Source organism: Acinetobacter sp. AOR12_HL (assembly GCF_027855275.1).
GTDB lineage: Bacteria > Pseudomonadota > Gammaproteobacteria > Pseudomonadales > Moraxellaceae > Acinetobacter > Acinetobacter baumannii.
Genome location: NZ_JAKTIJ010000026.1, coordinates 1 through 14,183 on the forward strand (window position 1 = coordinate 1; position 14,183 = coordinate 14,183).

12 protein-coding genes are annotated in these 14,183 nt (G+C 38.2%); 7 read left to right on the forward strand and 5 right to left on the reverse strand.

What is annotated here, in order from left to right; genetic code table 11:
* Nucleotides 1-61 precede the first annotated feature (61 nt).
* From MKL36_RS13115 to MKL36_RS13125, 3 genes are all read right to left on the reverse strand, one after another.
* Nucleotides 62-1,206 (reverse strand): IS3 family transposase gene (locus tag MKL36_RS13115; RefSeq protein WP_085944219.1). Its coding sequence is split into 2 segments (ribosomal slippage): nucleotides 62-942 and nucleotides 942-1,206, totalling 1,146 coding nucleotides; the frame shifts between segments, so codons are not numbered across the junction.
* Nucleotides 1,207-1,287: 81 nt separating this feature from the next.
* A complete protein-coding gene (locus tag MKL36_RS13120) occupies nucleotides 1,288-2,169 on the reverse strand; it encodes a copper resistance D family protein (protein ID WP_002117267.1) in 882 nt (293 codons plus the stop codon).
* Nucleotides 2,170-2,236: 67 nt separating this feature from the next.
* On the reverse strand, nucleotides 2,237-2,617 hold the full coding sequence (locus MKL36_RS13125) for a copper resistance CopC family protein (RefSeq protein ID WP_000689221.1): 381 nt from the start codon (nucleotides 2,615-2,617) through the stop codon (nucleotides 2,237-2,239).
* 281 nt (nucleotides 2,618-2,898) lie between these two features.
* Between MKL36_RS13125 and MKL36_RS13130 the strand changes: the two genes are divergently transcribed.
* Entirely contained in the window at nucleotides 2,899-5,238 is a 2,340-nt protein-coding gene (locus MKL36_RS13130; RefSeq protein WP_021510560.1) for a heavy metal translocating P-type ATPase, read from the forward strand.
* A 77-nt stretch (nucleotides 5,239-5,315) separates the two neighbouring features.
* On the opposite strand, the gene MKL36_RS13135 is transcribed toward MKL36_RS13130, so the two are convergent.
* Nucleotides 5,316-6,692 (reverse strand): heavy metal sensor histidine kinase, encoded by a 1,377-nt coding sequence (locus tag MKL36_RS13135; protein ID WP_000149039.1) that lies wholly within the window; start codon nucleotides 6,690-6,692, stop codon nucleotides 5,316-5,318.
* Nucleotides 6,682-7,365, reverse strand: coding sequence for a heavy metal response regulator transcription factor (locus MKL36_RS13140; RefSeq protein ID WP_001221580.1), 684 nt, complete (start codon nucleotides 7,363-7,365; stop codon nucleotides 6,682-6,684). Before MKL36_RS13140 ends, MKL36_RS13135 begins: the two co-directional genes overlap by 11 nt.
* Before the next feature lie 149 nt (nucleotides 7,366-7,514).
* Here MKL36_RS13140 and MKL36_RS13145 point away from each other — a divergent pair, with 149 nt between their 5' ends.
* The 6 genes from MKL36_RS13145 (at nucleotide 7,515) to MKL36_RS13170 (ending at nucleotide 14,172) form a co-directional block, all read left to right on the forward strand.
* The gene (locus tag MKL36_RS13145; protein ID WP_000853608.1) at nucleotides 7,515-7,856 is read left to right on the forward strand and encodes a hypothetical protein; all 342 of its coding nucleotides are present in this window, start codon (nucleotides 7,515-7,517) and stop codon (nucleotides 7,854-7,856) included.
* Nucleotides 7,857-7,939: 83 nt separating this feature from the next.
* The gene (locus MKL36_RS13150) at nucleotides 7,940-9,877 is read left to right on the forward strand and encodes a multicopper oxidase domain-containing protein (protein ID WP_068972710.1); all 1,938 of its coding nucleotides are present in this window, start codon (nucleotides 7,940-7,942) and stop codon (nucleotides 9,875-9,877) included.
* Complete coding sequence (locus MKL36_RS13155; RefSeq protein ID WP_001260874.1) at nucleotides 9,864-10,793, forward strand: copper resistance protein B; 930 nt, start codon at nucleotides 9,864-9,866, stop codon at nucleotides 10,791-10,793. The genes MKL36_RS13150 and MKL36_RS13155 overlap by 14 nt, the downstream gene beginning before the upstream one ends.
* Nucleotides 10,794-10,838: 45 nt before the next feature.
* Nucleotides 10,839-11,300, forward strand: a complete 462-nt coding sequence (locus tag MKL36_RS13160) for a hypothetical protein (protein WP_000771473.1) — start codon at nucleotides 10,839-10,841, stop codon at nucleotides 11,298-11,300.
* A 77-nt stretch (nucleotides 11,301-11,377) separates the two neighbouring features.
* Nucleotides 11,378-12,682 (forward strand): TolC family protein, encoded by a 1,305-nt coding sequence (locus MKL36_RS13165; RefSeq protein ID WP_001028920.1) that lies wholly within the window; start codon nucleotides 11,378-11,380, stop codon nucleotides 12,680-12,682.
* Nucleotides 12,682-14,172, forward strand: a complete 1,491-nt coding sequence (locus MKL36_RS13170) for an efflux RND transporter periplasmic adaptor subunit (protein WP_000945698.1) — start codon at nucleotides 12,682-12,684, stop codon at nucleotides 14,170-14,172. The genes MKL36_RS13165 and MKL36_RS13170 overlap by 1 nt, the downstream gene beginning before the upstream one ends.
* Nucleotides 14,173-14,183 lie beyond the last annotated feature (11 nt).

The window sequence follows — 14,183 nt, forward strand, 5'->3', positions numbered from 1 at the left end:
AGAGGTGGTCCCACATGTTTGAACAACTAAAAGCTTATTTATAAGTGATACTCTGCTCTAGTTAAGCTACCTTATTTTGTTGTGGTAGCTGGTCATAGTAAAACTCATCTGGAGTCATTTTGTCCAGACTCGAATGAGGTCGTTTCAAATTATAAAATTCAAAATATGCGTTTAATTGCTTCTTCGCATCCAAAACATTGCTGTAGGCTTTGAGATACACCTCTTCATATTTAACGCTCCGCCATAATCGTTCAACCATCACATTATCAACCCATCGACCTTTACCATCCATGCTGATTTGGATGTCATTTGATTTCAATACATCAATAAATGCATCACTGGTAAACTGACTGCCTTGGTCTGTATTAAATATTTCAGGTCGACCATATTTTTCAATAGCTTCATTTAATGTTTCTATGCAAAATGTAACCTCCATACTAATCGATACTCTATGCGCAAGTACCTTGCGGCTATGCCAATCAATCACAGCACATAAATAAACAAAGCCTTTTGCCATAGGGATATACGTTATATCCGTAGACCACACTTGATTACTGCGCTGAATAGCCAATCCTTTGAGCAGATATGGATATTTGCGGTGAGCTTGATTAGCCTGGCTTAAATTTGGTTTGCAATATAACGCATTAATGCCCATTTTCTTCATTAAAGTACGTGTATGACGTCGTCCTATATGATGTCCTTGACGATTCAACAAATCACGCATCATACGGCTACCTGCAAAAGGGTATTGCATATGTAACTCATCCATACACCGCATCAGCTTCAGATCTGATGCACTCACAGGTTTTGGGCGATAGTAATAACAACCACGGGAGACTTTCAGCAGCTGAGCTTGCTTAGATACTGAAATCTGAAGTGAGTCATCGATTAACTTTTGTGGTTGAAGCGGCCCAGTTTCTTCAACACACCTTCTAAAAAATCAATTTCTAATGCCTGCTCACCGATTTTTGCATGTAGTTTTTTTAGATCGATGGGTGGTTCTGTTGGAGCTTTTGATTGATCGAAAGCTTGCGAGGAAGCTGAAATCAGTTGATTTTTCCAGTCGATAATTTGGTTTTGATGAACATCAAATTCAGCACTCAATTCAGCAAGTGTTTTTTCTGCTTTAATCGCAGCAAGTGCTACCTTAGCTTTAAAATCATTTGAATGATTTCTTCTTGGTCTACGTGCCATAAAATACTCCATATATTGATGTTTATAACATCATTTGGGGAGCAAAATATCACTTATAAGTGTTGTTCAAATTTCCTGATCCACCTCTCCTATTTAATCAATTCCCACTACAGTTGTAATATATCCAGTCGTTAAAAGGATCATTAGGCCTAATGACATTTCAAATAAAATGGCATAGCCCAACTGTCTGGCAAATTTCGGGTCTTGTAAGCGAGGGGTAAAATACCATTTGTTGAAAGCAGCTAATAATAAAATGCTTAGAACAAATGCGATCTTAATAATAAAACCATGCCCATAAGGAGTATTTAGTAGAGTATTGAAATCTTTAATGAGTAACAGAGCAATACTAGCACCACAAGCGAGTAGTATTCCCACAACAAATGCTGCGATTCTCCCAAATAAGTGCATGCGATCTTTTAATGGAAGACCAGTAATTTTTTTACTTGTTTTCCATAAAGGAAAAAGTGATCCCATCCATAAGGACATTACAAGGACATGTATTGATAATAAGAATTGAGCGAAAAAGGGCAAGTTTGTGACATGGCCTAATTGTGAAAAACTAAAAACCATGGGGATAATTAGGATGGTAAAAATTGTTCCTTCTACTTTGGAAACTTGGATAGTCCCTTTACTAAGCTTTACAATCATAAATAACAATAAAAGTGCAAAACTAACTGAGCGGATGATATGGATATGCCCAGTGGGAGTATTTATTAAGATATTAATGTAGTTACTGTCCCACATTCCTGAAAGACCTGTATTGGCAAAACTTCCTATAAGAACAAAGAAGCCTAAAGTGCTTGAAATAAAGCCTAATCCTGCACCAATAGTAATGTACTTTAGAAGAGTTTCCCTGATTTCTACATAACGTCCCAGTAGAAAATAGCTAAAGGCACCACCAACAACAAATGCTATTCCTAAATATAAAACGACTTTAATCAGCCACGTTGCATATATCCAAGTTTCAGGATTCATATTTTTCCTCCCTGCGATAGCAATATGCCAGCAAGCTGCTGGCATATAGACTATTGATGCTCTATAGTTATTTCGCTGATTTAATAGTGAAGCTATATTCGCCATTCATGTTATGGCCATCAGTACCCATTGTGGTCCAAACCACTGTGTATTTACCTTTCTTAAGTTTAGGTACTGCTACTTCAAATGATTTTTTTAAATCATGAGTTATCTGATAAGTTAAAGGGATGTCTTTACGTTGAGCATCAAGTAATTTGACATTCATTAACATGACTTCTTCACCAAAATTTAAAGTTATATTTTTTGGCTGACTTGCTACAGATGCATTAATAGCTGGAGTGGCACTTTCAAGTTTGACATGAGCAAATGCGCTTGAAGCAGCTACAACCATAGTCGCACCTACTAGTACATTACGTAGAGCTGACACTTTATTTTGGAAAATTTTCATTTCATCACCTTTTAAAAATTAGTACGTGCTAAGTAATGACCCAGTGAAATTCCTAAATTGATCGAGTTGGTCATCACTCTTTGTATGCTTATTATTTAAGAAAGAGAGCAACGTCTTGATGACTCCAAAATTACATTTTTGTCATTTTTAGAATTAAAAACTCAAAAGTGTTACACTGACTTTATCAAGAATAATGTTCATTAAATACTCAAATAATCAGAAATGTATTTCTGCACGAAGGTAATTAATTTTTTAAAATCAAATATGAAGGAGGTTTCTATATGGACCATCATCATGAAAAGAAAACTATAAATAACGTACTAAAGGATCCTGTCTGCGGCATGGCTGTAACAGAAGAATCTAAATTTCATGAACAAGTTGGCAATAAGACTTTTTACTTTTGTAGTGAAAAATGTCAGATAAAATTTAAGCATGATCCTACTTTTTACATTGCTAAAGAAGATAGATCTGTTTCCGAAAATGTCTCTCTAAATAAGATGGATACACACTCAGATAGTGTAAATACCTCATCAATTTATACTTGCCCAATGCATCCGGAGATCCGACAAAATCATCCTGGTAACTGTCCGATTTGCGGTATGTCACTAGAACCATTACTTCCCAATCTAGATGAAGCCGATGATAATCCTGAACTTAAAGATTTCAAAAGAAGATTTTGGTACACCTTACCGTTAACCCTCATTATCATATTTTTGGCGATGTTTGGTCATCAGTTGAACTGGTTTGAGATGAAGGTACAAAGCTGGATTGAACTTGTTCTTACTTTACCTATCGTCTTTTGGGCAGGTTGGCCATTTTTTGTTAGATGTTGGCATTCAATTTTAAATCGTAGTCCGAATATGTGGACTTTAATTGGAATTGGGACTGGAGCTGCATTTATTTATAGTGTCGTTGGAACCCTAGCCCCACAAGTTTTCCCAGCGTCTTTCATCTCTATGGGGCGTGTTGCTGTATATTTTGAGGCAACAGCCGCAATTATTTCACTGACCTTATTAGGTCAAGTTCTTGAGTTAAAGGCACGTTCGCAAACTTTGTCAGCAATAAAATCTTTACTTGGGTTGGCACCGAAAACCGCAAGAAAAATTAATGAAGATGGCACAGAGGAAGATATCCCACTTTCCCATGTACATGTTGGAGATTTACTGAGAGTACGACCAGGTGAGAAGGTCCCCGTTGATGGAATAATTACAGAAGGTTCAAGTTCTATTGATGAATCAATGTTAACGGGAGAGCCAGTTCCAGTAACAAAACGTATAGGTGACCAAGTAATCGGTGCGACAATGAATATGAACGGTTCATTAGTGATACGTTCGGAAAAGGTCGGTTCTTCAACAGTACTTTCACAGATAGTTCAAATGGTAGCGCAAGCTCAGCGTTCTAAAGCCCCTATGCAAAGAATGGCAGATCAGGTAGCTGGCTGGTTTGTACTGGTGGTGATCGGTATATCTATCCTTACCTTTTTTGGGTGGGGAATATTTGGACCAGAACCGAGTTGGGTATACGGACTAATCAATGCTGTCGCAGTTTTAATTATTGCTTGTCCGTGTGCTTTAGGATTAGCCACACCAATGTCAATCATGGTGGCAACGGGTCGTGGTGCATCCAATGGCGTACTCTTCCGTGATGCTGCAGCAATAGAAAATTTACGTAAGATTGATACATTAATTATTGATAAAACAGGGACCTTAACAGAAGGTCGCCCCTCATTTGATAAGGTCATTGCTTTATCTGGATATGAAGAAAATGAAGTTCTCAGATTAGCTGCCAGCTTGGATCAAGGTAGTGAACATCCATTAGCGGATGCAATTGTACAGGCTGCCCGTGAAAGAAATCTTGTACTAACAACACCAACATCTTTTGAGTCAGGTTCTGGAATTGGTGTTAAGGGTGAGTTAGATGGACAACAATTATCATTAGGCAATACAGCTTTAATGGAACAACTCGGCATATCAGTTGATACATATATCCCTCAAGCTGAGCAATTAAGAGCAGAAGGCGCAAGTGTTATGCATTTGGCTGTTGATGGGACGCTCGTAGGACTATTGGCTGTTTCAGATCCAATCAAAGTCAGTACACCTGAAGCTGTGCATGCTCTGAAGAATTCTGGATTAAGAATTATAATGGCCACAGGAGATGGTTTAACTACTGCAAAATCAGTTGGAGCTAAATTAGGTATTGATGAAGTTTACGGAGAAGTTAAACCAGCAGATAAACTGGAACTGGTTAATAAATTACAAAAAGAAGGAAGAATGGTTGCAATGGCAGGTGACGGTATCAATGATGCCCCAGCTTTAGCTCAAGCGGATATTGGTATTGCAATGGGGACTGGAACAGATGTGGCTATGAATAGTGCTCAAGTCACTTTAGTCAAAGGTGATTTACGAGGTATAGAGATCGCTCGCTCCCTGTCAGAGGCCACTATTAAAAATATGAAGCAAAACCTGATGTTTGCATTCCTTTATAATGCATTAGGCATCCCTTTAGCCGCGGGTATTTTATATCCATTTACTGGTTGGCTACTTTCTCCTATGATCGCAGCTTTAGCAATGAGCCTAAGTTCAGCATCGGTTATTGGTAATGCTTTAAGGCTACGTAGTTAAGAAAGGATCATTTTCTGACTACTCATAATTTTTTAGATACTGGAAATGAGTAGTCAGTTGTCTTTTATTTACAAAAATTAGTTTTTAAAAGTTATTTTAAAAACTATCCGACCGTTGTTATAGTCTGCTTGAATCGTTGCGCCATGTACATCAAGAATTGACTTGGTAATTGCTAGACCTAAACCTGTGCCTTCCTCAACTCTTTGTCTGGATGCATCCGTACGGTAAAAACGGTCAAATAATCGATTCAGCTGTTCAGATGTTATTGGTGAGCTTTCATTTTCGATTGTGAATATAGTGGTATCAATATTTTGTCGGCAATTAATCTTAATTATTGAATCAGGTTTACCATATTTGATCGCATTTGATAGTAAATTACTCAGTGCACGACGTAACATTGAGGGATCGCCTTTTACGTATCCTTGTCCACTTTGTTCTAGGGACATTCCCTTTTCAGCAGCGATAGCATCATAGAAGTCAAATAAAGCAGAAATCTCTTTTACTAGGCTGACCTGTTGTAGGTTTGGTAAGTGTAGGCCATGCTCTGCCTTTGCAAGAAATAACATATCTGAAACCATTCGAGCCAAACGTTCAAACTCTTCCAGATTAGAAAAGAGGACTTCCTGATAAGTATTAATATCCCGACTACGAGATAAACATACTTGAGTTTGAGTCATTAAATTATTAATAGGTGTTCTAATTTCATGGGCCAGATCAGATGAAAAATCTGAGAGTTTTTCTACAGCCGTTTCTAGCCGATCTAACATATCGTTAAAGGCTATGGCTAATGATTTTAGTTCAGTGCGTGTATTATCGACCGCTAATCGTTCAGATAGATGCTGAGCTGAAATGCCTTCTGCAACTTTTGCCATTTTCTGAACTGGACGTAAGCCCCTCCATGCGGCAAACCAACCTAAAAACATTAAACAAATTGTGCCCACAACTCCGATATATAACAATTGTCGTCTAAAGTCGTTTAAAAAATGTTGATGTTCGGAGGTATCGATTCCAACAATAATTTGAGCAGTTGGAACACTCATATTTTTATCAAACGATTTTTTATAAACTAAGCCACGGTATGTTTTATTTTGAATTTCCCACTCTATCCAAGGGATATGTTTAGACTTTACTAATGTTTGAGCCTTTATAACGGCAGGTGCTGAACTAAAAATGATTTGGCCAGTTGGGCGTTCAATCTGGACAATTAGATCATGATGACCAACTAAAGCATCTTTTAAATATATCTTTAGTTCATCGGTGTTTTTCGGATTCTGTTCCAGTAAATTTTCTAAAAGCTGAATTTTCCCTTCTAGCTGAGTGCGGTCCTGAGTTTCAAAATGATGCATAACAAGCTGATGAATGACCAGCCCCATAATCATTAAGATAATAATGGTAGATAATGAAAAAATGATCGCAATACGGAAACTGATCGCATTAAACAGTTTATGAGTCATCTTCTACCTCTAAGACATACCCCATTCCGCGGATGTTTTGGATCAACTTAGGACTGAAATTACTATCTATTTTATTTCTTAGACGTTTAATAGCGACTTCTACAACATTGGTATCACTATCAAAATTCATATCCCATATTTGAGAAGCAATAAGAGCACGAGGTAGAATCTCTCCACGTCTACGCATAAATAATTCCATCAATGCGAACTCTTTAGCTGTAAGGTCAATTCTTTGTCCAGCACGTGTGACGCGACGTTTACGAAGATCAAGTTCAAGATCAGCAATTGTAATAATATTGCTATCTTCCTTTTGTTGACCGCGACGAAGTAAGGTTTTAATTCGGGCAAGAAGTTCTGCAAAAGCAAAAGGCTTAACGAGATAATCATCAGCTCCTAGTTCCAGGCCTTTAACTCTATCTTCAATTTGATCACGAGCTGAGAGAAAAAGGATAGGCATAGTTTTGCCACTTTTGCGAATATCATTAATGATATTCCAGCCATCTAACTTCGGTAACATTACATCTAGTATAATTAGATCGTATTCTTCTGAAAGAGCTTGATGTTTACCTGATAAGCCATCTGTAACCCAGTCTGTAATATATCCTGCTTCAGAAAGACCTTGCTTTAGATAATCACCAGTTTTTTGTTCATCTTCAACTAGTAAGATTCTCATTTATTAAGCCCCGTATCGCATATTAAGACCATAATAACGTTATAAATACAGGATGCGATGTAGATTACAAAAATGTCATTTTCAAGTCACATAGATGTCCGGTTCCAACCTATAAGTTAGTTATATAAAATTTATTTTTGGAGCAATCAATGAAAACTCTATTCCGTCGTGGCTTAACTGCTTTTATGTGTGTTGGGACTTTAATTGCTGGAAGCCAATCTTGGGCTGCTGATGCTCAACAGAAAAATACTTTAAGTACAGAAGTTAAAGTAAATTCAAAAGCGCAAGAGAAATGCAAAAAACCTTGTGATATGAAAGAAGATAAGGAAAATCAACAGAATCATAGTCAGCATGATCACAGCCAAATGTCTGATATGTCCCAAATGGACCATTCTAAGATGATGAATATGGACCATTCTAAGATGATGAATATGGATCATTCTAAAATGGGTGAGATGGACCATTCTCAAATGAATATGCCAAATAAATAATTAATACGCGAAATAAGATATTGAGGGAAAAGTATTTTATCCACCTGCTTAGCCCTCAATTAACTATAGATAGGTGAAAATAAATGTCTAGAAAATTAAGTCATGTCCTTTTAATAGGAGTCGGATTGTTTTCGTCGACTTGGGTTATGGCAGCGGTTAAAGAATATGATTTAACAATTGCTGAACAGACGGTGAATATTACAGGAAAGCCTCTAAAACGAATTACTGTAAATGGTAAGTTTGTTGCGCCTCTTCTTGAGTTTGAGGAAGGCGATGATGCCGTTATTCGTGTACACAACAAGTTGAAAAACCAAGATTCTTCAATTCATTGGCATGGTTTAATTTTACCTGGCATCATGGATGGAGTACCTGGGTTCAACCAGTTTGATGGTATTGCACCAAATAAAACCTATGAATATAAATTCAAGGTTCGTCAGAATGGAACCTATTGGTATCACTCGCATAGTAAAGGTCAAGAGCAAGATGGTCTGTATGGCCCTTTAGTCATTTATCCCAAAAATAAAGTACCTTTAACGGCCGGAGAAAAAGCTGATAGAGATTACGTAGTCTTACTCTCTGATTTTCACAACTCTACTAGTGGTCAGATTATGAGTAATCTCAAGAAAGAAGCTGATTACTACCAGAATCGAAGAGAAACAGTTTTTGATGTTTTTAGGCAGATTAAAAGAGACGGTTTAAAGGCAACATGGAAAGATCGTTCCATGTGGAATCAGATGCGAATGCTTAAGACAGATATGTCTGATGTAACAAACTATACGTTTTTAATGAATGGTAAGACTCCAGAACAAAATTGGACTGGAAATTTTAAAGCTGGAGAAAAAGTACGTCTTCGGTTTATTAATGCCTCGGCAATGTCTTTGTTCGATGTAAGAATTCCTAATCTGAAAATGACAGTAGTCAGCGCAGATGGACAACCAGTAAAACCCGTGCCAGTGGATGAATTCCGGATAGGAACAGCTGAGACTTATGATGTTATTGTAGAACCGAAACAAGCAAATTATCAGATTGAAGCTGAATCTATTGATCGAAGTGGTTTTTCTATTGGTACATTACATGATGAAAATACTTCACTTGTAAAAAGTACTACGATGCCGACACCTCGTCCCCGTGCTTTACTGACGATGGAAGATATGGGAATGGACCATGATATGTCTTCAATGAAAGGTATGGATCATGATATGTCTTCAATGAAAGGTATGGATCATGATATGTCTTCAATGAAAGGAATGGATCATGATATGTCTTCAATGAAAGGTATGGATCATGATATGTCTTCAATGAAAGGTATGGATCATGATATGTCTTCAATGAAAGGAATGGACCATGATATGTCTTCAATGAAAGGTATGGATCATGATATGTCTTCAATGAAAGGTATGGATCATGATATGTCTTCAATGAAAGGTATGGATCATGATATGCCTTCAAAAACAGTAAGCTCTTCTGGATCTGATCAAGTGGTTTACGGATGGGCGAATGCATCAACACCAGCTGGTCTAAAAGCACTTCAATATAGTGATTTACAATCTTTAACCCCCCAAAAAGATACCCGTGCTCCAGAACGTGAAATTGAAATCCGCTTAGGTGGAAATATGGAGCGCTATATTTGGACAATTAATGGTAAGAAGTTTAATGAAACTGAACCATTTAAAGTGAAATATGGTGAGCGTATACGCTTGAAATTTGTTAACGATAGTATGATGGCTCATCCAATGCATTTACATGGCATGTTTATGCAACTGGAAAATGGCCAAGATCCTAGCAATATGCCGAATAAACATACAGTAATTGTTCCACCAGGTAAAACAGTTACAACTTTATTAACGGCTGATGAGTTAGGTGAATGGGCTATCCATTGCCATTTGCTCTATCACATGTCTGCTGGAATGATGAATAAACTTATTGTGGCAAATGTCGATAGTAATAGTACTGATTCGAAAGATGTTGTTGCTCAACCTAATACTAATGATAAGGGGGTAAATCAACATGCGCACCACTAAAAAAATATATTCTAAGACATTTTTATCTATAGCTTTAATTGGATTATCAGGTGTAGCTTTTGCAAATGATACTGCTGTTCAAAGCATGGATAGTAGTACTAAATCCTCTCAGTCCGAGAGTATGAAAATGCTGTTAAAAGAGCCTGGTGGATTAGGTTATGTTGATCGTAATACTTACCAAAATTCAACTTCTGGTAATGATGGAGATAATGGTATAGGCCTGGAAGCCGAAACTTCTAATAACCGAAATCATGATAAACATCTGAAAGAACATGGTGGACAAGTTTTCCAAATGACTAAGTTTGAGAATGAGTGGACTGTGGATGAAGATGGCAAAGGTGCTTTAGGATCGAAAATTGAAACATTGATAGGTACAGATGAAAATCGCCTATTTATTGAAGCAAATTTGGATAAAGCAGAAAGTCATGATCCAAAATATGATGTATCTGCGCTTTATAGCCGTAATGTAGCACCCTTTTGGGATGTACAGGCTGGGGTGAGATACAGTGAAGATAAAAATAACAGCAACAGCGATCGGGTTGATGGTGTTGTTGGCGTGTTGGGATTAGCTCCATATTTCTTTGAAACCCAAGCTTATTTGTACGGTGGTGAGAATAATTTTTGGGGGGCAAGCTTAGAAGTCGAGCGTGATTTCCTGTTAACCCAGAAATTGATCACACAACCTTATCTTGAAGTAGATGCTGTATTTAGCGATGATTCTAACTATGCTGCAAAATCAGGTTTGTCTGAACTAAAAACCGGTATTAAAACCCGATATGAAGTCACTAAAAGAGTCAGACCTTTTGTGGATGTTGCTTACCAATATGAAAAAGGACAAAAAGCAACTAACGTGCAAGAAGCAACTGAGTCCGAAAAAGGATGGAAATATGGTGCAGGCATCGAATTGGTATTTTAAAATACTATAACTTGAAATCATGAATAGTAGTTTCGGCTACTATTCATGAAATTGTTGCTATTACGATTCAATTCTGTAAAACTAAAAAAGCTTAAAATTTGGTCTATGTCTATGCAGTGGTTAAAAACATGCCTATCGCTGTTTTTATCGTTTGCTATCCTGTTAGTAGGATCGGCTGCTGTTGCCTCGTCTGTACATAAACGATGTTTAATGCCATCTGAACAGATGCAATCCATGCAAATGGAAGAGTCGAAAAATCAGAATATGATGCATACTGATTGTATGAAAGGAGAAGCAAAGTCCAAAAAAACTCTGCATGATCCATCCTGTCTGTCTGAACAAGATTGCATTATGTCTTTTACCAAGCTTGTATATGCTAATGACGTTCAGGGTATTTTGCACTCAATGGTTTCCTTTCCTATAGAGCGCTCAGCTTTTTACTCTTTAGATCAAAATCTTCCTTCTCCATACCCTTCGGGTTTATGGAAGCCTCCACGCTCTAACTAATTTGATAGTCCTCTATCATTCATAGAATTTTCTATGAATGTTCTGCGCGTGCGCGTAAACATTTTAGAGCAAAAAATATGAATATTTATAAAGAAAAGCAATCTCATCGTAAGAGATGGCCAATAGCTACTATCTGTTTCTGTCTGGTCTATGGTCAGGCTTATGCTGAGCCATTAACTTTGAATACAGCTATGAAGCTTGCTGAGCAATATGCACCTACCCTAAGAGCAAATAGTGCAAGGATTGAAGGGGCTGAAAATATGGTTTCAGCTTCAGGTATTTTACCCAACCCTAAATTATTTGTAGGTTTAGATAATTACCCTGTATCCGGCGATGCCGCATGGTCAGTCACACGCGAAGGTATGACTATGCAAAAAATTGGCGTGATGCAAGATTTTCCAAATCGTGCCAAAAGACAAGCTGAGGTCGATTTAGCAAAAGCTGAACTAGGTTCGGCCAATGCTCAAACTGAGATTCTGCGTATTGAGGTACGTCAGAAAGTCGCATCTGCTTGGCTTAAGCGCTTTTATCTTGAACGTAAATTAGCACTATATGATGAACTGTTTTCAGAGAATCGATTACTTTCTCAAATTACTCAAACACAGGTCATCTCTGGTCGTACAATCATTGCCGATGCACTTGATCCAAGACAAGAAGCCACGGTATTGCTTGACCAGAAGGATGATTTACTTCGTGATTTAAATAAAGCCAAGTTAGAGTTGCATCGGTTAGTCAGTGCAGAACCTACTGAAAATCTCTCTCAAATTGAAACCTTACCTGACCAAGCACCATCTATCTACCTTGATACATCAAAGCTATATCATCATTTGCATCAACATCCTGAATTAAAAGCATTTCAGGCAGAAAAGCAAACTGCTGAAGCAAAACTGAAGCAAGCTCAGGCTTTACAGAAACCAGATTGGGGTATTGAACTTGCTTATCAGCATCGAGCACCCGAATTTGGCGATATGATCGGGGTGCAACTAACAACAGAGCTTCCTGTCTTTTCAAAAAGACGTAGTAGTCCACTCATTCAGGCAGCTTTAGCCGAACAAAACAGGATTACCGCCGATCAAGAAGTCCAATACCGTGACCATCTCACTATGCTAGATGATGGGTTATCCGATCTTGATGCACTTGATCAGCAAATTAGACGTGCGATGCAAACAAGTATTCCACTCGCTAAACAAAAAGTGGGTTTACAGTTGGCAAGCTATCAAGCAGGTAAAAGTAATTTGTCTAATGTTATTGCTGCTCGACAAGCTCTTTTAGAACAGCGTTTGCGTCTCATTGATCTCCAACAGCAACAGGCTGTGACTAAAGCCCAACTTTATTATGCCTTTGAAGAACCGACCTTAAACCATGTTGAGGGGCAGCCATAATGTTAAGAAATAAATTAGCAGTTACTGTCATGGGCGTTGCGGTAATTAGTCTGGCTGCGGGTGGTGGTGCTGGATACTGGATTGCACATCAGAAATACAATCCTCAATCAGGTCCGCAACAGGCTGCCAAAGTGTTGTATTGGTACGACCCAATGAAGCCTGAACAGCATTTTGATAAACCGGGGAAATCGCCATTTATGGACATGCAACTGGTTCCTAAATATGCAGATGAAAATACTACGATGACTGAAGACAGTTATCCTGCGGTTAAGATTGATCCATCCCTCCAACAAAATTTAGCAATTCGTTATGCTTCAGTCGAACAAGCTGTGATGGGAAATACTTTGTTAACCAATGGTATATTGCAGACCAATGAACGACAGGTAGCTATTTTACAAACAAGAGCAAGTGGTTTCGTCCAACGAGTGTACGGACATGCTGTTGGGGATATGGTGACGCAAGGCAGTCCCATAGCTGATATTTCAATACCTGAATGGACAGGAGAACAAACTGAATTTCTAGCTGTACTCCGAACAAGAGATCGTTCTCTTATTCAGGCAAGCCGACAACGTTTACAGCTTTTAGGAATCCCACAAAATGTGATTAATCAAGTCGAGCGGACACATCGAGTGCAATCCAATATGACTTTAAGTGCACCTGTAAGTGGATTTATTGATTCGTTAGAAGTCCGCAATGGAATGGCTTTAGCTATGGGGCAAACGCTTGTCACCATCAAGGGGATAAGCCCAATCTGGTTAGAAGCATCTGTTCCAGAAGCACAAATTGCCGGGATAAAACGGGGAATGAAAGTTGAAGCTACTTTTGTTGCATATCCTCAAATAGTGTCCGGTAAAGTCATTGATATTTTACCAACTTTGGATAGCACGAGTAGAACCATAAAAGTTCGTATTGAGTTGCCCAATAGAGAGGGATTGCTCAAGCCGGGAATGTTTGCTTCCGTTAAATTCTCCAACAACCCACAAAGCAATTTAGTTATACCAGAGCAAGCTGTTATACGTACAGGTACTCGGAACGTTGTCATTGTGGGACATGAGCAAGGGCGTTTTGAACCTGTTGTAGTACAGTTAGGTCAAAGTGATGGCAATAAAATTGCAATTCTAAAAGGGTTGAAAGCTGGTCAGAAGGTGGTAATTTCAGGGCAATTCCTGATTGATTCTGAAGCAAATTTACAAGGTGTATTGGATAAGCTGAACACTGGACAATCGAAGACTTCATCTCAAGTGGTTAAGACATCAATATATCAAGGCATTGGTAAAGTTGAAAAAGTCACAGCTCAAGACATTACCATTTCACATCAGGCGATTCCTGAGTTGGGTTGGGGGGCTATGACTATGAGCTTTAAACAACCAGTGCAACCATTTACCCAAATTCAGCAAGGCGATCAGGTCCGTTTTAGTTTTACACATGCTAGAGATACTTACGTTATTTCTGACATTTCCAAGATGTCTATGACATCTATGAAGAACTAAACGGGAGGACG

What these genes read in the sequence shown, in the direction of transcription:
- MKL36_RS13120 (WP_002117267.1), bottom strand. Translation starts at nt 2,169, where the DNA reads ATGAATCCTGAAACTTGGATATATGCAACGTGGCTGATTAAAGTCGTT.
- MKL36_RS13125 (WP_000689221.1), bottom strand. Translation starts at nt 2,617, where the DNA reads ATGAAAATTTTCCAAAATAAAGTGTCAGCTCTACGTAATGTACTAGTA.
- MKL36_RS13130 (WP_021510560.1), top strand. Translation starts at nt 2,899, where the DNA reads ATGGACCATCATCATGAAAAGAAAACTATAAATAACGTACTAAAGGAT.
- MKL36_RS13135 (WP_000149039.1), bottom strand. Translation starts at nt 6,692, where the DNA reads ATGACTCATAAACTGTTTAATGCGATCAGTTTCCGTATTGCGATCATT.
- MKL36_RS13140 (WP_001221580.1), bottom strand. Translation starts at nt 7,365, where the DNA reads ATGAGAATCTTACTAGTTGAAGATGAACAAAAAACTGGTGATTATCTA.
- MKL36_RS13145 (WP_000853608.1), top strand. Translation starts at nt 7,515, where the DNA reads ATGAAAACTCTATTCCGTCGTGGCTTAACTGCTTTTATGTGTGTTGGG.
- MKL36_RS13150 (WP_068972710.1), top strand. Translation starts at nt 7,940, where the DNA reads ATGTCTAGAAAATTAAGTCATGTCCTTTTAATAGGAGTCGGATTGTTT.
- MKL36_RS13155 (WP_001260874.1), top strand. Translation starts at nt 9,864, where the DNA reads ATGCGCACCACTAAAAAAATATATTCTAAGACATTTTTATCTATAGCT.
- MKL36_RS13160 (WP_000771473.1), top strand. Translation starts at nt 10,839, where the DNA reads ATGAAATTGTTGCTATTACGATTCAATTCTGTAAAACTAAAAAAGCTT.
- MKL36_RS13165 (WP_001028920.1), top strand. Translation starts at nt 11,378, where the DNA reads ATGAATATTTATAAAGAAAAGCAATCTCATCGTAAGAGATGGCCAATA.
- MKL36_RS13170 (WP_000945698.1), top strand. Translation starts at nt 12,682, where the DNA reads ATGTTAAGAAATAAATTAGCAGTTACTGTCATGGGCGTTGCGGTAATT.